Annotated in this window: 22 protein-coding genes; 7 read left to right on the forward strand and 15 right to left on the reverse strand. The window is 49.1% G+C overall.

Annotated features, from left to right (window positions below):
• The first annotated feature begins 88 nt into the window (after positions 1 to 88).
• Positions 89 to 1,714, forward strand: coding sequence for an acyl-CoA synthetase (locus CRO57_RS23055; RefSeq protein WP_097155887.1), 1,626 nt, complete (start codon positions 89 to 91; stop codon positions 1,712 to 1,714).
• A gap of 10 nt (positions 1,715 to 1,724) precedes the next feature.
• Here CRO57_RS23055 and CRO57_RS23060 read toward each other — a convergent pair whose 3' ends face one another.
• Positions 1,725 to 2,804: a GNAT family N-acetyltransferase gene (locus CRO57_RS23060; protein WP_141401324.1), complete on the reverse strand. Its 1,080-nt coding sequence runs from the start codon at positions 2,802 to 2,804 to the stop codon at positions 1,725 to 1,727.
• A gap of 278 nt (positions 2,805 to 3,082) precedes the next feature.
• On the opposite strand from CRO57_RS23060, the gene CRO57_RS23065 reads away from it, so the two are divergent.
• Positions 3,083 to 5,218: a methyl-accepting chemotaxis protein gene (locus CRO57_RS23065; RefSeq protein ID WP_097155889.1), complete on the forward strand. Its 2,136-nt coding sequence runs from the start codon at positions 3,083 to 3,085 to the stop codon at positions 5,216 to 5,218.
• Between the two features lie 87 nt (positions 5,219 to 5,305).
• Here the strand turns inward: CRO57_RS23065 and CRO57_RS23070 are convergent, their stop codons facing one another.
• The gene (locus CRO57_RS23070) at positions 5,306 to 5,842 is read right to left on the reverse strand and encodes a DUF924 family protein (protein WP_097155890.1); all 537 of its coding nucleotides are present in this window, start codon (positions 5,840 to 5,842) and stop codon (positions 5,306 to 5,308) included.
• Positions 5,843 to 6,025: 183 nt separating this feature from the next.
• On the opposite strand from CRO57_RS23070, the gene CRO57_RS23075 reads away from it, so the two are divergent.
• Positions 6,026 to 6,286 (forward strand): sulfurtransferase TusA family protein, encoded by a 261-nt coding sequence (locus CRO57_RS23075; protein ID WP_097155891.1) that lies wholly within the window; start codon positions 6,026 to 6,028, stop codon positions 6,284 to 6,286.
• On the opposite strand, the gene CRO57_RS23080 is transcribed toward CRO57_RS23075, so the two are convergent.
• A complete protein-coding gene (locus CRO57_RS23080; protein WP_170956226.1) occupies positions 6,283 to 7,506 on the reverse strand; it encodes a D-alanyl-D-alanine carboxypeptidase family protein in 1,224 nt (407 codons plus the stop codon). The two genes, CRO57_RS23075 and CRO57_RS23080, sit on opposite strands and share 4 nt — an antisense overlap.
• Positions 7,507 to 7,735: 229 nt before the next feature.
• On the opposite strand from CRO57_RS23080, the gene CRO57_RS23085 reads away from it, so the two are divergent.
• Together CRO57_RS23085 and CRO57_RS23090 are read left to right on the forward strand one after the other, a co-directional pair.
• Complete coding sequence (locus tag CRO57_RS23085) at positions 7,736 to 8,905, forward strand: M20 aminoacylase family protein (RefSeq protein WP_097155893.1); 1,170 nt, start codon at positions 7,736 to 7,738, stop codon at positions 8,903 to 8,905.
• Positions 8,906 to 8,924: 19 nt separating this feature from the next.
• The gene (locus CRO57_RS23090; protein ID WP_244580194.1) at positions 8,925 to 9,695 is read left to right on the forward strand and encodes a sulfite exporter TauE/SafE family protein; all 771 of its coding nucleotides are present in this window, start codon (positions 8,925 to 8,927) and stop codon (positions 9,693 to 9,695) included.
• Positions 9,696 to 9,710: 15 nt separating this feature from the next.
• On the opposite strand, the gene alr is transcribed toward CRO57_RS23090, so the two are convergent.
• The 4 genes from alr to dctP (CRO57_RS23110) form a co-directional block, all read right to left on the reverse strand.
• Positions 9,711 to 10,829 (reverse strand): alanine racemase, encoded by a 1,119-nt coding sequence (alr, locus tag CRO57_RS23095; protein ID WP_097155894.1) that lies wholly within the window; start codon positions 10,827 to 10,829, stop codon positions 9,711 to 9,713.
• Positions 10,830 to 10,902: 73 nt separating this feature from the next.
• Complete coding sequence (locus CRO57_RS23100) at positions 10,903 to 12,192, reverse strand: TRAP transporter large permease (protein WP_097155895.1); 1,290 nt, start codon at positions 12,190 to 12,192, stop codon at positions 10,903 to 10,905.
• Positions 12,193 to 12,204: 12 nt separating this feature from the next.
• Positions 12,205 to 12,753, reverse strand: a complete 549-nt coding sequence (locus tag CRO57_RS23105; RefSeq protein WP_097155896.1) for a TRAP transporter small permease — start codon at positions 12,751 to 12,753, stop codon at positions 12,205 to 12,207.
• Between the two features lie 86 nt (positions 12,754 to 12,839).
• On the reverse strand, positions 12,840 to 13,835 hold the full coding sequence (gene dctP / locus CRO57_RS23110) for a TRAP transporter substrate-binding protein DctP (protein ID WP_097155897.1): 996 nt from the start codon (positions 13,833 to 13,835) through the stop codon (positions 12,840 to 12,842).
• A gap of 165 nt (positions 13,836 to 14,000) precedes the next feature.
• Between dctP (CRO57_RS23110) and CRO57_RS23115 the strand changes: the two genes are divergently transcribed.
• Entirely contained in the window at positions 14,001 to 14,960 is a 960-nt protein-coding gene (locus CRO57_RS23115; protein WP_097155898.1) for a LysR family transcriptional regulator, read from the forward strand.
• Positions 14,961 to 15,169: 209 nt separating this feature from the next.
• On the opposite strand, the gene CRO57_RS23120 is transcribed toward CRO57_RS23115, so the two are convergent.
• The 5 genes from CRO57_RS23120 to dctP (CRO57_RS23140) all read right to left on the reverse strand — a co-directional run bounded on the left by CRO57_RS23120 (position 15,170) and on the right by dctP (CRO57_RS23140) (position 19,808).
• Positions 15,170 to 15,787, reverse strand: a complete 618-nt coding sequence (locus CRO57_RS23120; RefSeq protein WP_097155899.1) for a GNAT family N-acetyltransferase — start codon at positions 15,785 to 15,787, stop codon at positions 15,170 to 15,172.
• A gap of 202 nt (positions 15,788 to 15,989) precedes the next feature.
• Positions 15,990 to 16,547 (reverse strand): GNAT family N-acetyltransferase, encoded by a 558-nt coding sequence (locus tag CRO57_RS23125; RefSeq protein ID WP_170956227.1) that lies wholly within the window; start codon positions 16,545 to 16,547, stop codon positions 15,990 to 15,992.
• Positions 16,548 to 16,888: 341 nt separating this feature from the next.
• Positions 16,889 to 18,178, reverse strand: a complete 1,290-nt coding sequence (locus CRO57_RS23130) for a TRAP transporter large permease (RefSeq protein WP_097155901.1) — start codon at positions 18,176 to 18,178, stop codon at positions 16,889 to 16,891.
• Positions 18,169 to 18,744 (reverse strand): TRAP transporter small permease, encoded by a 576-nt coding sequence (locus CRO57_RS23135; protein WP_141401325.1) that lies wholly within the window; start codon positions 18,742 to 18,744, stop codon positions 18,169 to 18,171. Before CRO57_RS23135 ends, CRO57_RS23130 begins: the two co-directional genes overlap by 10 nt.
• A gap of 71 nt (positions 18,745 to 18,815) precedes the next feature.
• Positions 18,816 to 19,808, reverse strand: a complete 993-nt coding sequence (gene dctP / locus CRO57_RS23140; RefSeq protein WP_170956228.1) for a TRAP transporter substrate-binding protein DctP — start codon at positions 19,806 to 19,808, stop codon at positions 18,816 to 18,818.
• A 647-nt stretch (positions 19,809 to 20,455) separates the two neighbouring features.
• Here dctP (CRO57_RS23140) and CRO57_RS23145 point away from each other — a divergent pair.
• The gene (locus CRO57_RS23145; protein ID WP_097155904.1) at positions 20,456 to 20,914 is read left to right on the forward strand and encodes an Lrp/AsnC family transcriptional regulator; all 459 of its coding nucleotides are present in this window, start codon (positions 20,456 to 20,458) and stop codon (positions 20,912 to 20,914) included.
• Positions 20,915 to 21,056: 142 nt separating this feature from the next.
• On the opposite strand, the gene CRO57_RS23150 is transcribed toward CRO57_RS23145, so the two are convergent.
• The 3 genes from CRO57_RS23150 to CRO57_RS23160 all read right to left on the reverse strand — a co-directional run bounded on the left by CRO57_RS23150 (position 21,057) and on the right by CRO57_RS23160 (position 25,312).
• On the reverse strand, positions 21,057 to 21,701 hold the full coding sequence (locus tag CRO57_RS23150) for a hypothetical protein (protein ID WP_141401326.1): 645 nt from the start codon (positions 21,699 to 21,701) through the stop codon (positions 21,057 to 21,059).
• A 438-nt stretch (positions 21,702 to 22,139) separates the two neighbouring features.
• Positions 22,140 to 24,587 carry a trimethylamine-N-oxide reductase TorA gene (gene torA / locus CRO57_RS23155; RefSeq protein WP_097155906.1) on the reverse strand — a complete coding sequence of 816 codons (2,448 nt, stop codon included), beginning with the start codon at positions 24,585 to 24,587 and terminating at the stop codon, positions 22,140 to 22,142.
• A 110-nt stretch (positions 24,588 to 24,697) separates the two neighbouring features.
• Positions 24,698 to 25,312, reverse strand: a complete 615-nt coding sequence (locus tag CRO57_RS23160; RefSeq protein ID WP_097155907.1) for a TorD/DmsD family molecular chaperone — start codon at positions 25,310 to 25,312, stop codon at positions 24,698 to 24,700.
• Positions 25,313 to 25,414 lie beyond the last annotated feature (102 nt).

A 25,414-nucleotide genomic window follows, 5' to 3' on the forward strand; every position in this document is an offset into this window, starting at 1 on the left:
GCATATCCGCCTTTTCTCTTGTTGGTATTCAAAGACCTGCTAATGTTGCATCGCAACATCTATCGCAAAGACAACGAGGACGGGCGGAATGCTTACCCCGGCAGACAATTATCCTGATCTCTACAGGAATTTCGAGTGGAAGATCCCCGAATTCTATAATATCGGGCATGATGTCTGTGACAAATGGGCCGAACAGGATCCCAACCGCATCGCGCTGTATCACCGTCTGGATGATGGCTCCCTCACACCCATCAGCTATGGCAGCTTGCGCGAACAATCCAATCAACTCGCCAATTGCCTTCAACGCGCTGGGTTGAAGCCAGAAGACCGCGTCGCTCTGTTGCTCCCTCAATGTCCGCAAACGCTGATCGCCCATATCGCTCTCTATAAGCTTGGTGCAATTGCTGTTCCCATCGCCATGCTGTTTGGCGAGGATGCACTTGATTATCGCTTGCGTGACAGTGGCGCGAAAATGATCATCACTGCCCATGATCAGCTAAATCGTGTCAACCGCCTGCGAGGCCGCCTGCCGGAGTTGACGCATTGCCTAAGCATCGATGAGGGCAGTCAAGATGCAGATCTGGTTTGGCAACAGGATGTCGTGAACCAGCCAACCGGTTTTGACCTTCACCAAAGCCGCCCCGATGACCCCGCCCTGATGATTTACACATCTGGCACCACTGGCCGCGCCAAAGGTGCTTTACATGGCCATAGAGTGCTTTTGGGACACCTGCCCGGTGTTCAGATGCCTCATAATTTTCTGCCACAAGAAGACGATCTCTTCTGGACGCCATCTGATTGGGCCTGGGCTGGCGGCCTTCTGAATTGTCTGTTGCCATGCCTGCATTTTGGTGTGCCTGTCATTGCCTATAAATTTCCCAAATTCGATGCAGAGGCGGCTTTTGCACTGATGGACGAATTGAAGATCCGCAATACCTATATGCCGCCGACCGCAATTCGCATGCTCAAGCAAGTCAGGAATCCAAGCGCTCGTTACAATCTGGTTCTGCGCTCCTTTGGCTCGGGTGGCGAAAGCCTCGGCAAAGAAGTGTTGCAATGGGCTCAGAAGGAACTGGGCATCACCATCAACGAATCCTACGGCCAAACAGAGTGTAATCTGATGTTGGGATCCTGTGCCGAAATCGGTGTTTCCCGCCCTGGTGCCATCGGCAAACAGATTCCCGGTCACCGTGTCGCAATCATTGATGATAAAGGCCAGGAGCTTCCGGCTAATAGCCTTGGCAATATCGCCGTTCATCGACCCAACCCCGTCATGTTCCTTCGTTATTGGAACAATGACAAAGCCACACAGGAGAAATTCATCGACGATTGGCTGCTCACAGGGGATCAAGGCTATCAGGATGAGGATGGTTATATTTTTTTTGTGGGCCGTGATGATGATGTCATCAACTCCGCCGGTTATCGGATCGGCCCGGGAGAGATTGAAGATTGCCTCACCAGCCATCCCGCAGTAGCTCTTTGCGCTGTTGTCGGCAAGGCCGATCCTGAACGGACCCAGATCGTCAAGGCCTATATCGTTCTTCAGGAAGATGAAAAACCAAGTGAGACACTCACCAAAGACATCCAGCACTTTGTTAAAACGCGTCTCGCAGCACATGAATATCCGCGCGAAATCAGTTATCTCAGGGAATTGCCAATGACAACAACAGGCAAGATCATTCGTCGCAAGCTCAAGGAAGATCCCAGAGCGTGACATCTGGAACCTAGCGTTTCAGGAGTGTCTTGGCCCGCGCTTTCAATTGATCGTGCCCTTCATAATAAAGCTTTGCCAGCTTGACCGAACGCAAACCCGATGCTTTCAGTGGGATGAGCAGATTGGAAATCGTTCTGCGCCCTGCCCAGAGATGATCGATCATTGGATGATTAGCGGTTGCCAGACTATCGATATAGTCGATGGATGGGTCCTCTATTGCCTGTCGACTGACGTGCAGCATGATCTGTACGCCGACAGAAGATTTCGCAAATGCGGGATCTGAGGCAATCTTCCAGCTGAATAGTCCCGATCCAGCTCGGAGCGATATCAGACCTGCTACAGCCTTGCCATCAACACTTAGCCAGTCTATCCGAGCTTTGCCATCCTTGGCCATGGCCGGCAGACATGCGCGAGCAAAGTCCGCTGTTTGAGGATCACAAATCAGAGCGGAACCACGTTCTCCCTTCCACCCCAGCGCTTCAAGTTTCAGAAATATTTCCAAAGCATGCGCAAAGTCATCCCCCGTCCCTGCATGACAAAACTGTATTGATCCCAGATCATTCAACCGACGTAACTGCCGACCATATTCCTTCTTCTTCTTGGAACGAAGTACCAGCCCTTGCGCCCCACCATTCCCATCAATAGCTGTTCCATCTGAAGCTCGTTCAATGATACAGATCGCTCGTTCATGAACACGCAATCGCTCGAAAGCATTCAAACCTCGCTCATTCAGCCATTGCTCGATCCAGTCGGTGAAGGGAGCATTGTCAGGAAAGAAAGGCCAGACAAGCAGACTTGCATTGCTTTGGTCGGCAAGTTGATTCAGAAGAGTGCAAAATTCATCATAGTAGTTACGGACATCCAGCCCTTTCGCCGCACAAGCAAGGAGACCACCCAAAGGGGCATATTCATGAGCCCAGACCCGCACCATTTGCCCCCCCAGCAAATAGACCGGACGTAAGTCTTCATATACGAGCTCAACTTCCCCTGTCCGTAGCTGGTTCAACAAACCCTGACCGCTAAGTTTTAATCCATGTCTAACAAAGTCAGGATGTAAAAATGGACTATATCCAAGATTGGTTGTAGGCACGTATGGCTTCCTTCACTCTAGTCACATCAGCAAATCTAGTGCCTCAACCTTAATGTTCAGCAAATAGACAAGATATGTACTTATAACTTACTAACCAAAATTCACAATCTGACAGTGAAAACTCAAGAAATACAATCAAATATAAATGAAAATCTAACCAATAATACTTATTTTAGTCAATTTGTGTCAAAACGGTAACATCATATTAACCCCGACAGCCAAGGCTGATTAGGAAATGAGCCCCATGCACAAAACCAGCTAAAGCAAGGACCAGTGGCATGTTCAAGTCAATGAAAGATATTCGCCTCGCCATCAAACTACCTGTCGTGATATCGGCGATAACCTTGACCATGGCACTCTCGTTAGGAATCTATAACTATGTTTCCACCCAGACCATGGTATCTGAACTCACGACCGAGCGTATGCAAGGTGCAGCAGCCATTCGAAGCGAGGCGATCAAATCCTATCTGAAATCCATTGATCAGGACTTGATGATTACCGCAAATAGCCCCTTTGTAAAACAGGCGACGCTGGACTTCACCCGGACATGGGAGCAGCTGGGTGATGAAGCCGAAACGACACTGCAAAAAGCCTATATTCATGAAAACCCGCATCCTACCGGCAGCAAGGACAAGTTGATGCAAGGTGGGGAGCGGAGCTATGACTTCGTCCATGTGCAATATCATCCATGGTTTCAGACCATGCTCACGACCCGTGGCTATTACGATATTTTCCTGTTCGACATGGATGGGAATCTGATTTATTCCGTCTTCAAGGAAGCGGATTATGCTACCAATCTGGTAAAGGGTAAATGGAGCGATACTGATCTTGGAAGTATCTTTCAGCAAGCTAAGGATAAAGCTGAAGGAGAGATTGCTTTTCTTGATTTCCGCCCCTATGCACCAAGCAATGATGCCCCTGCCAGCTTCATTGCAACACCAGTCTTTGAAGAAGGCAAAAAGGTTGGTGTGCTCGCCTTCCAGATGCCAATCGATGCAATCAATTCGATCATGTCCGCTGACGCCAAACTTGGAGAGACCGGTGAGACCTTGCTGGTTGGCTCAGATAGCCTGATGCGGAACGATTCCTCCTTTACCAAGGACCAGAATGATATTCTCACTGCAAAAATTGAACCAGTCAAAACATCCGACACCGGCGCAACTGGTATTTTGCAAGGCTATCGCAATGACAAATTCTTGTCTGTCAGCCAAGGTTTCAGCTTCCATAACACACCTTATGAAGTGATTGCCATCCAGGCATTGAATGAGATCAATGCGCCACTCATTGGCCAGCGCAATGCAACCATCCTGATCACCTCGCTGATCCTGTTGGGAGCCATTATTGCTGCTATATTCTTCTCCAGAACGATCGCCAATCCGATCAAGCTCTTGGTAGAGCGGGCCCGTGAACTGGCAAATGGCAACACACAAATTTCCTTCGAAGGACTAGATCGCAAGGATGAGATCGGTTCCATCGCCAGTGCCATTGGTGCATTCCGAAACAATGTGGAAGAGCAGAACAAACTGGCACAGGAAAGTGAAGAAGCGACCCGTGTACAAATGGCCCGCCAGCAGCAGATTGATGGCCTGATTGATGGCTTCAAGAATGAAGTATCAAGCCGGCTGGGCAATCTCTCAGAAAATGCAACTTCCATGAATAATGTTGCATCAAACCTGTCCGATCAAGCGCGTCAGACATCGTCTCTGTCGACCAATGTGTCAGCTTCTTCTGAAGAGGCCTCCACCAATGTGCATACTGTCGCCGCAGCGGCAGAAGAGCTATCAGCTTCCATCGAGGAAATCAGCTCCCAGATTGCGCAAACCAACAATATTGTGGCACAGGCATCTCAAACCACCGAAATCACCAACGCCAAGGTGATGGAACTGACAGATGCATCACAGAAAATCGGATCGGTCATTTCTCTTATCCAAGACATTGCCGAGCAAACCAATCTGCTGGCTCTGAACGCCACCATTGAGGCGGCTCGTGCTGGTGAAATGGGCAAAGGCTTTGCCGTTGTTGCATCCGAAGTTAAGGAACTTGCTACCCAAACCTCCAAAGCCACAGAGGAAATCTCACAACAGATCTCGGGCATTCAAACTTCCACCGGTGAGGCCGCTGAAAACATTCAAGGCATTACGCAAGTGATGGAGGAAGTGCAGAACTTCACCTCTGCCATTGCAGAAGCGGTAGAACAGCAAGGTGCTGCGACCATTGAGATCAGTCAGAATGTTCAGCAGGCTGCCATTGGCACCCAGTCGGTCACCGAGAATATTCTGGGCGTAAACAATGCCATTGAGGAAACATCACAATCGGCTGATACTGCGCTGGAATCATCACAAAATGTCACCACAGAGACCGATCAGTTGCGCAGCGCCATCAATGACTTCCTGACCAGGGTAGCAGCGGCCTAGTAATTGAATTGAAAGACAGATCAATAAAAATCCCGGTTTGCATCAGCAAAGCCGGGATTTTTGGTACTCAGAATCGAGGCATCTTTTCTAACCGGAAAATCCGCCTTCATCCAGGAAGTCCTGTTCTTCTGCACTGGTCAGGCGACCAAGCAGCTCGTTGCGATGGGGAAAACGGCCAAAACGCTCGATAATTTCCAGATGGACCTTGGCATAATGGATCGAACTTTCCTGCCCAATCATTTCCATATGCTTCAGGCAGTCCTGTTGATCCTGCAAATTCTCCGAATGCATCATCGGCATGACTGCAAACATCTTTCGTGTATCGTCCAGCTCATCCCATTGCTGCGATTTTACAATCCGCTTGCTAAGGGTCAGCGCATAAGCATCGGTTGCAAAGGCCTCGCCTGATCCCCGATAGAGGTTACGTGAGAACTGATCCAACACGATAATCAACGCTAGCAAACCATCCTGTGCCTCTTCCCAATCCACCAATTCGCCTTGGCGAGCTTGCTCAAGAGTGATAGCAAATTTCTCTTTAATCTGCGTATCGAAATCATCATCCTTGGCAAACCAAAAGCGAGGCTCTGCCCCAAACCAAAAATCCAGAACAGCCTGCGGCGTCATTCCACTCACTCCCTTCCAAAATCCCAAGGGCTACGACTTTAGGCTCATAAATTTCAGAAAACAACCTGCCCCTTTTCCAGCGTCGTTCCAATATGGACAGGAATTGACTTCACCTGCAATATCCAGTTGATTAACCGCAAAATCTGGAAGGGCCAGAAATACTGGCGGAAGCAAGGAACAAGAATGGCATTCTCTATCACGCAAAGTCTGGATTTGACTGGCTTGAAATGCCCGTTGCCGGTGTTACAAGCCGGCAAGAGGCTACGCGAATTGCAGCCCGGTGACATTGTGGAAGTGATCTGTACCGATCCCATGTCCAGCATCGACCTACCCCATTTTTGCAACCAGAAAAATCACACCCTGCTGGAAATGGAGCAATCAGGCGAGCAATATCGCTATGTCATTGAAAAAGGCTCTGAGACCTCAAACACCGAGCCTGATTAAGGCTTTGGTTTTGGCAAACTGATCAATCCGCCAGACTGTGCTTTGCGCAACTGTGTCAATTTCAAAGGCCCCTTGGCACGCGGAGCCGCAAGTGGCAAATGCACCAATTGGGCAGGCATTACTACCCGCCCCTTTTTCTTCTTGATACCAGCATAAACCCGCACCGGATCCATCAGCTTGAAGCGCGGCTCCAAATAACTGCCGATCACTTTGACCCGACCCGACCATTTGGGATTGGAGCGTTTGGTGCAGATTTCAGGGCGCATATTGATCGGTTCCAGTTGTGGTCCAAAAGAAGCCGATTGCGCAATGGAAAGGCCGCGACCGGATACCATGTTAGGTTGGGTAAAACCGCGATTGAGCAAATAGGCAGCCGTCTCTGCCCTAGACTGGGTATTGGGAGCGCCAAGCACCACTGCCACCAATTGCCGCCCATTGCGATTGGCTGCTGCTACCAAATTGAAGCCGGATGCACATACAAAGCCGGTCTTCATGCCATTTGTGCCAGCATAGCTTTCCAGCAACTTGTTGTAGGAGCGCAGAATCCGTTTGCCATGACGAATGGCCGGGATCTGAAAGAGTGGTCGATATTGTGGGAATTCGATCAGAATGGCTCTCGCCAGAACGGCCATGTCACGAGCAGAACTTTTCTGACCCGGACGGTGAATGCCGTTGGCATTGACAAAATTTGACGACACCATGCCAAGACGACGCGCCTCGTCATTCATGCGTCGCGCAAAAGCGGCTTCACTTCCAGATACGCGCTCTGCCAAAGCGGCAGCTATATCATTGGCGGATTTGACGATCACCATCTTCAGGGCATTGTCGACAGTCAGGCGCGTGCCGACCTTGAACCCCATTTTTGACGGCGGGTAGGATAATGCATGGGGGGAAATCTCAACCAGAGAATCGGGATGCAACTCACCAGATGCAATAGCGCGGAAAGTGACATAAGCCGTCATCATCTTGGTCAGCGATGCCGGATACCATTTCTGATTGCCATTGCGGTGATACAGAACCTTGCCAGTATCAACATCCAGAAGCAGCATCGGATTGGGCGAGAGAATCTCATCAACCGAAACTTCCGGCAATGGGGCTTTCTTTTTGCTCTTCTTCTTGGCAGCTTCAGCTCCAAGATCCATCCCGGCACCGAGTATAAGGCTGGCAGACAGAAAGGCAAAGACACCAAACCGCTTGGCTTTCTGTGTCAGCTTACGCATTCTCTTATCTGCAAATCCGCTTAACACACCCATATTGCTGCCCCATATCCCTATGCACAAAATATAAGTTCCTTGCATAGCTGATTTGAATAGGACTGGCCATCGCTAATCCTCATCACAGCAGCTTATCCAAACTGTCTGCCAGGTCACAACACTAAGCATTGCTCTATCCCAAAAGAGTGATTAGTCTTGATCTCTCCCGCCTACACAATCCCCAAAAGGTTTTTCAATGCCCGTAATCAATCGCCTTGCTGACTATCAAGCCGACATTGCCGCCATCCGTCAGGACCTGCACGAATATCCCGAACTGCAATATGATCTGCCAAGAACAACCGCCAAGGTGGTTGAACATCTGAAATCATTCGGCATTGAAGAAATCACCACCAATATCGGCCAATCCGGCATCGTCGCCGTGATCGAGGGCAAAACCAATATATCCGGCAAGACCATCGGTCTGCGTGCTGATATGGATGCTCTACCTTTGCAGGAAACTTCCGGCGTCGCTCATAGCTCCAAGACCGAAGGCAAAATGCATGCCTGTGGTCATGATGGCCACACCTCCATGCTGCTGGGCGCGGCACGTTATCTGAATGAGACCCGCAATTTTGACGGTCGTGTTGTTCTGATTTTCCAGCCCGCCGAAGAAGGTGGTGGCGGTGCCAAAGCCATGATCGATGACGGTCTTATGGATCGTTGGGAGATTGACGAAGTCTATGGCATGCACAATTGGCCGGGTCTGCCGCTCGGTGATTTCGCCCTGCGCGATGGCGCTCTGATGGCATCAGCTGATCGAATTCGCATTGAGGTGGAAGGCAAAGGTTGTCATGCAGCAAAGCCGCATCAGGGCGTCGATACCATTGTTGTTCTGTCTGCCATCGTACAGGCCGTTCAAACCATTCCATCCCGCAACATTGATCCACAAAAACCAGTTGTGATTTCCCTTTGCAAGATCGAAGCTGGCTTTACCGACAATGTGGTGCCACAGACAGGTTCGATTCTCGGCACTGTTCGTACGCTTGACCCACAAACCCGCGACTATGCCGAAAAGCGCCTTGCTGAAGTCGTTGAGCGCACAGCCGAGCTTTATGGTGCAACCGCCAAACTTACCTATCACCGCGACTATCCGGTGACCGTAAACCACACGGCAGAAGCCAAGAAAGCGGCAAACATTGCCCGCGACATTGTGGGCGCAGACAGAGTGAGCGAATCCATGGTAGCCTCCATGGGCTCGGAAGACTTCTCTTTCATGCTGCAAGCACGTCCGGGTGCCTTTATTTTTGTGGGCAATGGTGACACTGCATCGCTTCACCATCCCGACTATGATTTCAACGATGATCTGCTTCCTATCGGTGCATCCTATTGGATCAAGCTGGTGGAAACCTCGTTACCAAAAGCATAGATAAAAGACATAGATAGCTGTGATTGAAAGCCTGCCTTTTTTTGTTGATACCGGCCTGTCCAGTTGGGTCCTTTATGGCCTGATTGCTGCCTCCTTCATGACCTCCGCCCTCACGGCCGCTTTCGGCATTGGCGGCGGGGTTGCACTGCTCGCCATCATGTCCATGGCCATGCCCGTGGCAACATTGATACCGGTACATGGTATCGTGCAGATGGGGTCGAATGCAGGTCGGTCATGGCATTTCAAGCGATTCATCCAATGGCCCTTCATCTTGGCCTTCGCCATCGGAGCGGCCATTGGCACAGCCATCGGCTCTCAGTTCGTCGTGGCACTCCCCGACAATCTGCTCAAACTCATTCTGGCGCTTTTCGTGCTGTTTCTGGTTTGGGGTCCCAAGCCAAAGCGGGTAAGAGGCGGTAATGGTGCCATAGCCATGGGTGGTGGACTGTCATCTCTGGCTGGCATGTTTGTCGGGGCCACTGGTCCATTGGTCGGTGCCATCGTGGCAGGCCGCGCCGATGAGCGCCAGGCCATCGTTGCCACCCATGCCTGTGCCATGACCTTGCAGCATGGACTTAAAATTCTCGCCTTTGGCGCAATCGGCTTTGCCTTTCAAACCTGGCTCGGTCTCCTAATTGCCATGATTGCCTCAGGTTACGCCGGAACGATTGTCGGTGGAGCTATCCTGAAACGCATGCCGGATCATTATTTCCGTGTCATTTTCAAAGGCCTGCTGACCTTGCTGGCCTTGATGATGCTGGGCAAAGCATTGTTAGGCTTTGCGGAGTAACTCCCCGCATAAGCCTCAGGTTACGATCCGGGGATTGCGGTGCCCCCAATCCGTACAAAGATCCGCCATGATCGTTCCTGACAGATCTTCCATTGTCCGAACGTTTATGGCCTCTTCGCCATAAGCGCCAAAGACCACCACCTCATCACCGACTTGCGCATCCGTCAACGCACTGACATCGACAACAATCGTATTCATGGAAATCTTGCCCAGAACCGGTAGCTGCTTACCCCGAACCAGAACCTGACTACGGTCGGAAAAGCGACGGCTATAACCGTTGGCATAGCCAATCGAAATATTGGCCAGCATTTTGTCTTCCGACAGCAAGCTCGAGCGATCATAGCCAATGGTACTGCCTTGCGGATAGCGACCGATGGATGTGATGCGCGCTTTCAGGGTCATGGTCGGTTGAAAACCGAGATCCTGCCGAACCAATCCATATAGAACTGCCCCACAGCGCATCATATCAGTTCCCACTTTTTGTCCAGACACAAGGGTCAAAGAACTTCCCCCATGAACGAGAATATCTTCACGTCTGAGCGATGAGTTGCGGAAGACCCAATTCACATCATGATGAAAGCGGGTAATGCTGATCTGCAACTCCTCAGTCAGATTGGATGGAAAATGGGTACAGATACCGACAATATTGTCCCCAACCAGCGAAATGATTCTGGCAAAACTCTCCCGCCCCGACGTAATGGAAAGCTCCAATCCATCGCGAGACATGCCTCCCGCATTGAGCGATAGGTGAAGCGGGATCACAAGGTCGCGCTTCTTAATCAGCCCTGCAAAAGCCTGGGCAGCTTCAACCGTGCTGACTTGCTCTTCGACATCAAAGGGCAGCGCATTCACCGCCTCGTCAAACGTCGCAGTACGCAAACGCATGATGGTGCCCCCAAACCCTGCTTCACGCACGGCCATGGCCTCCGAGTTGGAGGTGATCCCCACATAGCCGATCTTGTGGCTGAGCAAAATCGGCACCACATTCTCGATCCCGTGGCCATAGGCATCGGCCTTGAGCACGACACAAAAACGGCTTCCAGCCGGAAGAATATCCAGCGCAATTCGCAGATTTTGCTCGATTTTGGCGCAAGAAATCTCGCACCACGACGAATGGAGTGGCGTTGTCTTCATCTTAAACGACCGGTAAGTCTATGGAAACGTGAAAATATCAGCGGTGGCGATCATGCCACCGAAACCAAATCTGCTAGCTGAACATCAAATCGGGCAACCAGAGAGCGACTTGCGGAATAAAGGTTGTGATCAACAATGTCGGCAACCAAGCAAAAACAATCATGATCAAGGTCGGCTTCATCATCACATTGACCGGCGTGTCGGTGACTCGCGCCCCCAGATAGAGCAGTGGAGCCGTTGGCGGCGTGATGTTGGCCATACCCAGATTGACGCCAAGGACAGCGGCAAAATGAACGGGGTCCATGCCCACGCTTTGCACAATCGGCAACAGCAAGGGAGCAGACAAAAGCAGACCCGAAATATCGTCCATCAGCATGCCAATCAGGATCATCACCAGATTGACCATCAGCAAAACAATGATCGGATTGTCCGAGACCGAATAGATCAGTTCCTTCGCGATAGCCGGAATATTCTCAAAGACCAAAAACTGGGAAACGATCAGCACGATGAGAACCATCATCATCACCACGCCAATGGTGGTGCCTGCATAGCGAAGCGTGGGAAAGAAATTCTCCCGGGTCAACCCCTTATAAACAAAGAAGCCAATTGGAATGGCATAAACCACAGCAACACCGGCGGCCTCGGTTGGAGTCATGACGCCCCCATAAATTCCACCCAAAATGATCACCGGCATCAGCAAGGCGGGCATGGCCTTGATGCCACGCTTGCGCAACTCAAACCTGAAACTTCCCTCATGGCGGTCGGTTTTCAGATCTTTCACATTGCGCAGCATGACAAAGTTCACGATACAAAGCAGCAAGATGAGGATAAGCCCTGGCACAACGGTCGCCAAAAAACACTTCAAAACGGACTGCTGTGTGACCCAGGCATAAAGAATTTGCGAAGAGCTTGGTGGGATCAGCAACCCCAAAGGGCTGGCGCTGACGATCAAGGCAGCTGCCAGACCATCTGGATAGTTGGCCTTGCGCAAATGCGGCATCATGATCGAGCCAATGCAGGTCAACGTCGCCGCAGCCGAGCCGGAAATCGCCCCGAAAATACCGCTGGCAACGACGGAAGCTGCGCTCAACCCACCACGGATGTGGCCGACCATCAATTCCGCCAGGGCAACCAATGGTGCAGCAATCCGGCCCCGCTCCATGATGGCACCTGCCAGAATGAAAAGCGGGATCGCCAGTAGAACAAGTGAGCTGATTTTCCAATGTCCGGTCGGCATGAAGCCACTGACATCATGGCCGCCAAAGAAGGCGATGAACATCAAAACCGCACCAAAGGCCATCGGAACACTGACGCCAATGATCAGCATGACGCAGATCAGGATAAGACTTCCCAAAATAATCATCTGACGGGATCCTCAAGAATTGGATGCAGATTTGCTATCGAGCGTTGGTTTGCACCTGAACAGAACAATCAAATGCAGCAGGCTGTAGAACGCCATCAGGCCAAAACCAACCAGCATGGCAAGACGGGGTACAAAGAAAGGAATACGAAGAGCAATCGTCGTCCGCCAGCGTGGATAGCTCTCAATCTCGTCAATCAGCATCAGGGTCGACCAATAGACCAGGGCCAACGCCACGATCAGTTCAATGGATCCAACAATAATGGAACGCAGATGTGCCATGTGCGGATCCTTGATGACATAGGTCAGCAAATCCGCATTCACATGCGTCCCATCATGGGTCCCCATCGCGCTACCGGCAAAATAGAGCCAGAAACAGATGATCAGCAGCCATTCTTCATAGGCAAACAAATCCGCCCCAAAACCATAGCGAAAAACCACGACGAAGAAGAAAGTCCCGGCCATGATCAGGCAGCCAATGACCAGCATCCATGATTTGATGACAATCAATCGGTCGATGAAGCGGGCCATACCCGGAGAGAAATGCTGGGAGAGATTGGTCATGACAGCCCTCTAACCTCTATATGCAAGATGAACAGGACAGGCAACCACGATAGACCGCCTATCCTCTTGCTGATTTTCGGTAAGGACTATTTGGCAGCCATCAGCTTGTCGATCACATCCTGACCAACGATTTCGGCAATCTGCGGCCAAACATCAGCCCGAACTTTCTTGGCGATGGTAGCACGATCTGCATCAGAAACCTCTACGACCTGATAGCCACTTTCGCTCAGTTTCTTGACATATTCAGCCTCATTGTTGCGGCCCCAGGCTGCATAGTCTTTTGCAGCTTTGTCGAACGCCGCCTGAACCGCTTTCTGCTGCGCTTCATTCATCTTGCCCCAGCTTTTCTTGGAAGCATAATAAGTGGTGTTCTCGACCACCGCATTATAGGGAATGAAGGCCTTGCCAACGCCGGACGTTGCAAAAGCACTGTACGCCAACTGAGCGGTACAGCAAATGGCACCATCAACGGTGCCAGACTGAATGGCCGGGAAGACTTCGCCCCAGTTCATGGTGGTGGATTTGAAGCCCATGGCATTGACGGTGGATTTGATCACCTGAGAGCTCCAGACACGAATATTCATGTCTTTGCTATCAGTGTTGGTCGCATTGGCTGGTACGCCTTTGGCGACAACCCCGATGAAGCCTTCCGGCGCATTGGCCAGCAATTTGAGGCCCAAGCCATCCAGACGCTCGGCAAAGATAGTGTTGAACGGGCTGTCTTTTTTCAGATAGGTCTTTTCCGCATCATCCCAGCTCGAGACCAGATATGGCAGGGAATTGATTTCCAGAACCGGGTCATTGTGGGCGTAAACAACAGAGTGAACCAGATCCACGTTGCCGCGAGACGCCGCTTCGAACAATTCCTCACCAGAGCCAAGCTGGCCGGCCGGGAAGAGATTGACTGTCACATCCACATTGGCCGCTTCAATATCCTTCTTGATCTGATCCAGCAATGTATTGCCGAAATGCTCGACCGGAACCACACCAGCCAGTTTCAAGGTGATGTTGTCTGCAGCAGCAGAACCGGCAAGACAGACACCCAATGCAGTCGCAGCCAGCAATTTCGTAAGATTGGTCATAAGTTTCCTCCGTTGATGCGCTTTTGGTCATTTGAGAAAGGAGAAATCCGGTCTCGCCTGAAGTGACCACCTCCCTCGACTTGCGCCTTGGGGCTATTGGACCAAGACTAGACATATTACACAAGTTCATATAATTAATGCCGATATAAATCAGGATTATATTATATGAACCGCACCGATCTGGAACGCTTCTGCCATAACCTGGACTGGAACCTGCTGCATACCTTTCTGGTCATTGTCGAAGAACGAGGTGTCACACGCGCTGCAAAGCGCCTGCTGGTTACACAACCTGCTGTCACCAACGCCTTGAAAAGACTTGAAGTCCAGTTCGATTGTACCCTCATAGATCGGGGAGAAAACGACTTCACTCTGACCAAAGCCGGGCAGCTTCTTTATGAAGAATGTCAGGAGGTATATAGCGGTGTATCTCGCATGGCAGAGCTTCTGAAAGATGTGCGTGAAGAAGTCACTGGCCATGTCTCAATTGCAGCTGCAACCCATTGCAGATCCCCTGTCATTGATGTCGCACTGGCTCGTTTTCATCGCGAAAATCCCAAGGCAACGCTCTCCATTCAGGTCGTTACCAGTGGAGATGTCGTCACCCTGGTCAAACGAAAAACCGCCTCCTGCGGCTTTGCTCTGACAACAGCAAGCGCTGCGGGTCTGGTCTCTGACGTAATTTTCCGTTCGCACTTTTCACTTTATTGCGGCAAGGAATGCGAGCTATTCGGACGCAATGACATCACCCTGGAAGAAGTCGTCGCCCAACCCTATGTCACCTATCCGACGGATCAATCAGGATCAGAGATGGCGCGCCTGACCCGTGCGCGTCAGGAAATCAATTTCGACAAGCTGCCAGTTGGCCGCTCTTACCATCTGGAAGAGCTGGTCCGCATGGTTGAGATCGGCATAGGTATTGGCCCCTTTCCAGTCCATGTTGCTCAGCCCCTGGTTGATGAAGGGCGCCTCTGGCGCCTGCCTTGCTTTAAAGAACTTCCTGTTTTTGATGTCTCACTGGTGACCAATCCCAAGACGAGACGAAATGGAGCAGAAAGCGCCTTCATCAAGATCCTTCTCGATGAAATTGCCAGAACCCCAATGGAAGAGCGGAGCTATCTGAATTAGGCCGTCAGCACGATCCATTTCCAACTCGAAGAAACGAAGGATTGGTGGTTTTCATATATTGGACATAATGGGACAAATCAGCAAAGCCCCCGCGAGAATACAATTCTTGACTATCGGCAAAGAAAACAGGACTGGAAGTCGGCAGCATTGCAATTGTTTCGACGATGGTTCGATGAGAAATCAATTTATGTTTGTTTGGCAGCTGTTTCCTAATATTGAATACTCATCCATAGAGTTCGTGAATTCTGATTGGGTGTAGCGGTTTCGTGGTTTTGGAAACCTCGTTTCGCCCAAAACCTGATTGCACGAGAATTGTCTTTGTTAACTCCCACATGAAACGCAGCTGCATCTAAATCGCGGGCATTATTTTTCCATACTTCAAACAACCTATTCCCTACACCTTGGCCTTGAATTTCAGGCAAAAGATTTAAATGGAGATGTGCTGGATAAGCCTCGCACAGATCCTTTGGAGGGATTTGGGGATTATGAATCATATAGGCTCTGCGCTGATCCGCATCCCAAGTCGAACGAGATGTTTTCGATGGTTTTGGGTATTTCCGCCTTAAAGCAGGCCACCACTGTTTTTCTTGCCTGCACGCAAACTCATACGTATCCAATGTACCCACACAAAAGCCCAAAACCTTTTCTTGATGCTCGATCACAAATGCCAGATCGGGTTCAAGCATCAGATAAGGGCCTGAATAGATATGCCCCATCATGTCAGGATCAACATATAGAGTTTGAGCATCACCACCCAGATGTCCCGTTTTTAGTGATATTGAATATAGGCTACCAAGGTCATCATCCCGCGCTTTACGAATTTCCATATATCCAAACCAAGTCAGAAAACAATATATTTGATAGCCAAATCTACTCTAGCTACAAGACGGCATGCAAATTGTTTGGACCGTGATTTACCACCAATCTTTGGACGTAAAACTCATCCAGATGAACTGCGACAAATCACTCGAGACGTTTGTTCCACACCACTTGGAAACGTCAATCCTCGCATGCAAGTGATCGATTCAACTAGCCCTTTTGACGCGAATTTCTGAGCATCCATTCGAAAATTCTGCGCCCAGGTAAAGGCGTGAGATCTGAGCTTCTGGTGTCTGCAACTTCGCGAAAGCCAGTTTTCTTTAACACGTTGATTGACGCCACATTATCGCTGGCCACATCTGCAAGTAACTGACGACGTTTAAAATGTTGAAGCGATGACCCTCGATATAAATTCAGCAGCTTTGTGCCGTATCCTTGGCCTTGAAAAGGTGCCCCAAGCCAATAACTCAAGCCTATGCGATCTGCGTCAATTTCATAGGAGCCGATTGATCCAATAAGTTTATCTGCGTCCAATAACCCGACCCCAAACACACAAGGTGTTTGCTCAATCTGATTTTCAAGAGAATATTCAAATTTCTCATACAGCTCTTCGATTGAACAATCTGACAATAGTCTGACCCCGGATCCTGGCCGGATCTCACCCTTTAGTGAACCCGATACTCTAGGATCTGACAGAAGGTGGCAGTAATCTATCTTATCATCGATACTCAACGGTTGAACAAAGATACATCCATCAGACATACGCATAGGCTTGATCCGTATATATGGGAAAACGCTCCTCTCAACGATAAGAAAGCTATCCATTCCCCTTATGATATTCAAGCTAAACGAGCCCTGAAATCCTTGAATTACAGGGATATTATCTGCCCATTTGGTGGTCGTATCGAATAATCTCGCCCCTGTTCATAAGCACCTTTGATCACTTCAAAGATAGCCAACAAGATCACGGATGGATTGGATGAAGGATTCTCCAAATTCACATCCGGTATTCTTCATCTTCGATTACGTCATGATAACCTCCTTAAAAGCTATCATGACGTCAATCTCAAATGATTTGGGAACCCAGATTCTTAAAAGAGCCCCAATACCTATTCGAAGAAGAAATTTGGCAGGAACATTGGTATTTGAGGGATATATGTGATCAGCATCAATGTTGGCAACCATGCGAAGGTGATGAAGATCAATGTTGGCTTCATCATCGCTTGGACAGAAACACCGGTCACTCGTGATCCCAAAAACAAAAGAGGCGCGGTCGGAGGCGTGATATTTCCCATGCCCATATTGACGCCCAACACCGCCGCAAAATGAACCGGATCCATTCCCGTACTGACAGCAATGGGGGTCAGCAAAGAGGCGCTTAGGACAAGTCCACTAAAATCATCCATAAGCATGCCGATTAGGATCATCACAACATTGATCATCAATAGAACAACAACTGGATTGTCAGATACCGAATAAATCATGTTGCGGGCAATTGTAGGTACATCCTCAAAAATGAGGAACTTACTCACAATTAGCACCATGAAGATCATCACCATTACCACACCAATGGTGACACTCGACTCTTTCAAGGTTTCCCAAAAGATTTTCCAGGTCAGCCCTTTGTAAATCCAGAAACCAACAGGGATCGAGTATATCGCAGCAACACCCGCAGCCTCGGTTGGCGTCATGACACCGCCATATATGCCGCCCAGAATAACAACCGGCATCAAAATCGCCGGCACAGCGTTAAAGGTAGATTTTCCCAATGCTACAAACGGACTTCCATCGATTTTGGTCAGCTCGATATTTTTGGCATTTCTCAGCATAACAAAGTTGACGATGATCAGGAAAATGGTGAGTAACAATCCCGCTGCCAATGCTGCCAAGAAACACTTGAGAACAGACTGCTGTGTCAGCCAGGCATAGATCAATTGTGCTCCACTTGGAGGAATGAGCAAACCAAGAGGACTGGCACAAACCAAAAGAGCAGCTGAAAACCCTTCTGGGTACCTGTTACGGCGAAGATGCGGGAACATTATAGAGCCAATACAAGTCAGCGTAGCAGCGCCGCTGCCTGAAATAGCCCCAAACATGGCGCTAGCGAGAACGCAAGCGCCACTGAGTCCACCTTTAATTCGCCCCAACAACAATTCGGCAATAGCAACGATGGGGCCAGCGATTTTACCCCGTTGCATAAGATCTCCTGCCACAATGAACAGCGGGATGACCAGAATGATGATCGTGTTCATTTTCCAATGACCGGTTCCCATAAAGGCCGAGATATTGTGATCACCCAATAGCGCAATCAAAATCAACACCCCACCAAATGCCATGGGCACTGCAACGCCAGCGATCAGCAATGCGACGACAAGGAAAATTGAAAGCCCTAGCAACATTGTTCTTCCCCCATCAATTTGCACTGAACTGGGCTTGGCTCCCGGATCATTTGCGGTCCAAATCTCACAAGAACATAGACATGCAACAAACCATAGAAAGCCATGAAGAAAACCCCGAGAAAGATGCCCAGATGGGCAACAAAGAACGGAATTTTGAGGGCAATTGTTTTCTGCCAGTACGGATATTGCGCAATGCCGCTATCCAACAAAAGATAGGTCCAATACAGCATGACAAAGCAGATCAGTGTTTCCACGACATGCAGGCATAGTCGCCTGAGCCAAATGGCGCGCGCAGATTTGAAATAGGATTCAAGAATGTCAGCCCGGATCTGGGTATCTTGATAACTTCCTACACCACAGGCCAGAAAATAGAGCCAAAATGAGATTGGTAGCAACCATTCTTCATATGCGAAGAGATCCCAATGCAGGATATATCTAAAGATAACAACCATAAGAAAGGTCAGGGGAAGAATAAGCGTCGCAATCGCACTCATTGCCAGTTTCGCGGTCACCAGTTTTCGAACCAATCTCCCAAATCTGGGCGGTAATCCATCCGCTAGTTCCATATCAAAGCAGCCTTTCAGTAAAAAAACGCGCTCAGGCCTAACGACCTGAGCGCGAATATTTGTTTGATGTTTTACTTGCTCAGTCGGTCAAGAAAATCCTGACCAATGACATCTGCGACAGATGGCCAGATTTTTTCCTTTACGACAGCTTTGATTGCGGCGCGTTCCTCTGGGGTGAATGTGACAATCTCCCAGCCTTTTTCCTTGAGCTTACCCATGATCACATCGGTACGCTCCAAGGCTTCATCGGACATACGTCTTGCTGCTTTGCTTGCAGCTGTCTGAATAACTTCCTTCTGTTTCTCGGATAGTTTCGCCCATTTTCCGCCATTCATATAAATGAGCTGATTCTCGGTGAAGGCTGCATAGTCGAGATAAACGCTCCCAACATCACTGGCAGCAAAAGCAGTGTAAGCAAGTTCAGGAGTACAACAGATCGCTCCATCAATTGTGCCAGCTTGAACAGCGGGGAAAACCTCAGCCCAGTTCATGGTAGTTGTTTGATAGCCCAGAAGATCCATGGTCGATTTCGCCAACTGGGAACTCCAGACACGGAGGGTTGTTTTCTGGTTTCCAATACCACGCGGATTTGCAGGCATTTTGGTCGCAACAGCTCCAATCAGCCCTTCGACGACAGTAGACAAGTGTTTGATGCCGTGCTGCTCAAGAATCTCTGTGTAGAGCTTGTTATATTCAGCATTCGGGTTTTGGGTGATTTTGCGAATGTCGTCCGCGCCACCAACAAGAAATGGAAGACTTTGGAAATCAATACGGGGGTCAGCGACAGCATAAACACTGGCATGCACCATATCTACATTGCCAAACTTGGCATCATCCAACAATTCTTCACCAGACCCAAGCTGCCCTGCAGGGAAAAACTTAATATCAATCCCTACATTTGCCCCTTCAATTTCAGCAATCATATCTTCGAGAACACGATTGCTGGCATGCGCTTCTGGTAGGGTTCCTGCCAATTTCAAAGTGACATCAGCAGCCACAGCAGGAACTGCCAAGGTTGCAAGCACGGTCGCACTTACGAGGGTTTTGCGAATTTTCCGAAACATTATTTCCTCCCAAATATAATGAGTTTCAGGAACAAGTTCCCTGCTCATTTATAGAATTGCCAGTTTTTGCTGCATCTGGCCGGGAGTGATTTTTATCTCTATACCTGTTTGAAAATACCCTTGCTTGAAACAAGCAAATTTCCTTCAGACAAGTACAAAAGATATACAATATCTAATAGATGAGGGAATCTCCCTCTCCATTTTCATGGGTCCCAGCCAGGTTATTAACTACCCGGATGTTGAGAAACCTGACAGCACCACATGTCCTCTCGTGCTCTTTTCTTCTTCAACATCCCGGCGCTAGAATCCTAGCGGGATCGACAAAGCGATATGTGCCAAATTCTCCTGTTTTCAATTAAATTTCGACACAAATCATGCATTTGGAAATAAAATTTGGCATTAAATGTCAAAACAAAAAACGCTCTTTTATGTTGACCATCTCTGCATCCCGTACTGGTCGCCAGTGGATTGCACGTTATTGATGGGAGGGACGTCTGTCATTGGAATTGAAGGAATGCATGAAAACCATGCCATTGTGAACAAAGATTTTTATGTTTAGATTGACCGACCTCTCCCTTTGCTCACCTCGCCTCCATTATCTGATTATGATAATGTTCAATGGTGTTCACTGGATGCGGAGAGTGCAAATGGACGTCAAGGATCGCCAGATCATACGGGCTTTACAGGAAAACGGACGTCAAACCAATTCTGAGATCGCAGATCTAGTCAATTTGTCTCCCTCCCCCTGTTTACGCCGGATTCGCAATCTTGAGAAATCTGGCGCAATACGTGGTTATTCGGCAGATGCGGATCCAGTAATGTACGGGCTGTCGGAAACTGTCTTTGTCCGTATCAAACTGGAATGCCATAACAAGGATGGTGTGAAACAATTTGAGCAGAAAATTCAAAATATCGATGAAATATTGGAATGCCACTTGTTAACCGGTCCGATGGACTATCAATTGAAGGTGGTGGTTCCAAACATGGTTTCTTATGAAAACTTTATTCGAAGGAGCCTGCACCCCATACCGGGTGTTGTAACCATCGATACCTGTTTTGTTTATGGCACGATCAAAAAGAAAGCAGCCTTTCCAGAACTTGGCTGATGCCATCAAAAGACAAGAAATCCACTCCAATCGGCGTCATGACCAGGCAATTAGCATTGAGTGAGCATGGGCTGCAGGACGAATGGTTCGGGGCAAGGAACGCTGCAAAGGATCGCACCCAATCCGTCGTTTATGCAACTGATCAATTTACTCTGTGTTCTTGCATGTCTTTGGATCTATATTGCAAAAACTTGATTATCAGATTTCGCTCTTTTTTCGACAAACCAGCTCTTGAAGCCATGGCTTTCACATTCGAGGTCCATTGGTTTGCAGTATATCGACCAGGGACACGACGCTCATGACATGCGGTGCATTTCATGCTGAAAAGCTTATCGGCACGCGCCCATATTGCTTCGGCATCGGTCGTTAACATGTTGCTTGCGACCCAGCCATCCAATGTTGCTCGATGCCAGACAAGGCCTGTTTCAGGATCGGTACTGGCTTCCTTCTCAACAATCGAAACCGCTGCTTTTTTCTTAATAGCCAGATCAAGGATCCGCCTTCCCTGTACTGCATATAGCACTCGCTTGGTACCATGCTGATACCAGCCTTCAATTCTGATCTTTGCTTTGGACCCTTGCTGTTTCAGCAAGATCAGCTTGGCTCCGACCGTCAACAAGCCGATTGCTTTTGCATTGGGCTGATTGGTTTTAAAAATGGCAATATCAGAAACCGGATAAACAACCTTTTCATCAAATGCTCTCGCCATGGCTACCCCACAGCCCACATATGCTAATGCGGTCAGGCAACAACAGACCAATCCCATAAAGGCAGCTTTGAGTTTCATTCTTGCTTCCATGTGGTTGTTTGCAACAAGAAGATTGAACCAGTCGTGTCAGAATGCGCGATCCCCACCGCTCCCGACTTCGACCGGTTCACCTTTGTGGATCTTGTCAAAAATGGGAGGCCAAGTTTTCGATCTTGATAATGCGATGCTGGTACCAAGTGAAACATGCTACCTCAAACCATACCGATATCTTGCAGATTGACTGATAATCAGTCGCATTACCCACGATCAATATGGTCTCTGGACGTCGTATCGCGCCTTGAACTCGTCAGCGACCGAAACCCACCTACTCTTTTTTGCAATCAGATTCAGAACAAGCCGTCTGCCTTGCTTTCGTTCTATCCATGAAGAGGGGGCGTGCCCCCTCTTCTTCTTCTAAAATTTGTTGGTTATGGCGACAGGGATCTGCTGCCATAACCTTGTCGTGGAGAACCTGTATCAACCATTAACCGGAGTATTGAAGACCGTCACAGCTGGCACATCACCCTTAAACTTCTCGACATCAGCAATCGCAGTATGCCCACAATTGCCCTGCGCCAGTTTGGAGGTGCTGCGATTATCGGTCAGATTGTTGATGTCTCCATAGGAGCACAATTTTCCCATAGGAGTTTTGACCGGATCATACCATGCACCTTCACAGACCCGGATCACACCTTTTCGGATGTCATCTGTGACTACAGCACCTGCAAGGCATTGTCCTCGGTCGTTAAAGACTCGAACCACATCTCCATCAACGATGTCACGCGCCTTCGCATCTGCTGGATTGATCAGGCATGGTTCACGATCTGCGACAGTGTATTTTTCGCGCAGTTTGGTGCCACACAATTGACTGTGCAGACGATGTTTCGGATGGCTTGTCGTTACGTGAAGTGGGAATTTGGCATCGGGGCCATCAAGGCGTTCAAATGGTTCCATCCACATTGGATGTGGGGGACAATCATCGTAACCCATTTTCTCGATGTTGCGAGAATAGATTTCTATCAATCCAGATGGCGTCCCCAAAGGCTCCAATAATGGATCTTCGCGGAAGTCTCCATATCTGACATAATTTTTACCTTCATCAGTGATGGGGTAAAGAACATGGCCTTTTTCCCAGAAGGCATCGAAATCAGGCATATCAATGCCGGAGGAGTCCGCCTGATCATAAGCAGTTTTGTAAAACTGCCGGATCCATGCCATTTCATCTTTGCCTTCATCGAAGAATTCTCGACTGCCTAAGCGTTCGGAAATCTCTGCAAAGATATCAAAGTCATTGCGTGCCTCATACATTGGCTCGACGACTTTCTTCATGGCAATGATCGCATTGGCCGAATAGTCGCCATACATGGAAATATCGTTACGCTCATAGGTAGTTGTTGCTGGCAGCACAATATCTGCATGACGCGCTGTTGCAGTCCATTGGAAATCGTTGACGATAAAGGTCTCGACTTTTTCCCAAGCTTTCAGCATACCGTTTCGATCCTGGTGATGCATGAATGGATTGCCGCCGGACCAATAAACCAAACGAACATCCGGGAATATCTGCCTCTTGCCATTAAAATCAAATTCGCCGCCTGGATTTTCAAGCGCTTCGACCAGTCGGGACACCGGCAACGCAGTGGCAGCTTTGGATGGTTTTGAGGATGCCCATTTGCTCTCTTGTCTGCCACCATCAGAAATACCGGAAACTTTCGGGCCTGACGCCGATGGGGAACCGCCATTTGCATAGTGATAGGACAAACCAAAACCGCCGCCGGGCAAACCAATCTGGCCCAGCATGCAAGCCAATGTTACCAACATCCAGTGGGCTTGTTCACCATGATGCATGCGTTGCATGGACCAACCGGAAGACAGCATCGTGCGATTTTCTTTGAAATCACGGGCGAGCTGCTTGATGAGCTTGGCTTCGATGCCGCAGATTTCAGAGGCCCATTCTGCCGACTTTGGCTGACCATCTGTCTCACCCATTAGATAAGGCAGGAATTTGTCAAAACCCGTTGTATAATTTTCAAGGAAATCGGTATCCGACAGGCCTTCCGATTGCAGTGTATGAGCCATTCCAAGCATCATGGCTACATCGGTCTGAGGTTTGGGCGAAATCAGTTCGGCATCAAAATATTTGCATGTATCCGTTTTGATTGGATCAATGCAAATAACTCTCTTACCGGTTTTCTTGAAATCCTCCATACCTTTATAGCCACCATGGTCTGGAATAACCCAACCAATCTGATTGGTGACATAGGGATCGGCTCCCCAGATAACCAGAATATCGGTATTCTCGACAACAACTGGCCATGCCGTTTGTTGCTCATATACTTCCAATGTTCCCATCACATGGGGCATGATCACCTGGGAGGCAGCCGTGGAGTAATCGCCAATATGACTTACAAAACCACCTGATCCATTGAGCATGCGACGTCCCAATGTTCTGGCATTATGCAATTTACCAGGACTGAACCAGCCATATGAACCACCAAACAAACCTTCTGGTCCATGTTCTTTCTGGACACGTTTGATTTCATTTGCCACCAAATCAAGCGCCTTGTCCCAGCTAACGCGGACAAAGTCGTCCATTCCTCGGGTTTCCGGGGATGCTCCCGGACCACCTTCAAGATAAGCGCGCCGAACCATAGGATATTTGATCCTGGTCGGGGAATAGACCGAATCCATGACACCTTCCAGTTGTGAGCTTGGATATGGATCGTGCTCCCACCCTCGAACAGAGGTCCAGCGACCATCTTTTACAGTCGCGCGGAAAGCACCCCAGTGAGAACCGGTCAGTACCTCACCATTTGCCGCTCTGGCGACACCAGAGCCGAGAAGCGAAGGTCCAAACAGCGCACCTAAGCTAGCGACTGCTGTTGTGCCGAGGAATGATCTGCGGGATAAACCGTTTGTTTTAGCCATCATAGTCCTCCTTGGTTTCCTTTTGGTTTGATCAGTTACACTGATCGTTCGGTACCCGGAAAACATATTTTCCGAGTGAGGATTGGGGTTGATCTAGTCCGTTCCAAGGCTCAGGCAGCCTCGGAGAATTGGTTTAGGTCCAGTTCGACAAAACCAGCAACTGCTCCTGCCAAAGCTGCATAAAAGCCATGCCGATCGGATCGCGCACATCTGGTGGCAAACTCACCTATCCAACCTTTGAGCCGAGCCTCCAGGAAAGCTTCAAAATGCTTTGGCTGGTCCTGCCTTGCGGCCAATATGGACGCAACTTCAAGCTCAATGGAAATATGATCAGGTGGCTCAGGAAAATCTTGAACTATATGCATGTCCAATTGTTCCAATTCACGCTGCATTGCGCTGAACGGTTCCTGACAAAGCCGTCCCTCAGAGCTTCCATAGGCACTCTCATAGGGTGGAACACTGTTCCGACCTCCAACCCCAAGAAACAGAAATGCATAGACCGCTGCCAATTCTCTTTCTGTTTCTTTCGGATTTTCAGCCATCAAGGAAATGGCGTCGATCATGGGACGCATGAGTGGCATTTTTGCCAGTTTCAAGACGCCTTCATTGATCAGATTTGCAAGATTTTCTATATTTTCTACGGTTAATTCCCGGGCAAACAGTTCGGAAAAAAGAAGATAGATTTCCGACTTTTCTGAAGCGGTTGGGACTGGGATTTTTTCCATAACGATGGTTCTCAGCGTGTATGAACATCGTGGCGAGCTCTTGACGGATCATGTCGCGACGTTCGATTGAATCCAGTTGTTGTAAGTGCCGTGATCGTTGGA

Origin of the sequence: Cohaesibacter gelatinilyticus (assembly GCF_900215605.1) — a bacterium.
GTDB lineage: Bacteria > Pseudomonadota > Alphaproteobacteria > Rhizobiales > Cohaesibacteraceae > Cohaesibacter > Cohaesibacter gelatinilyticus.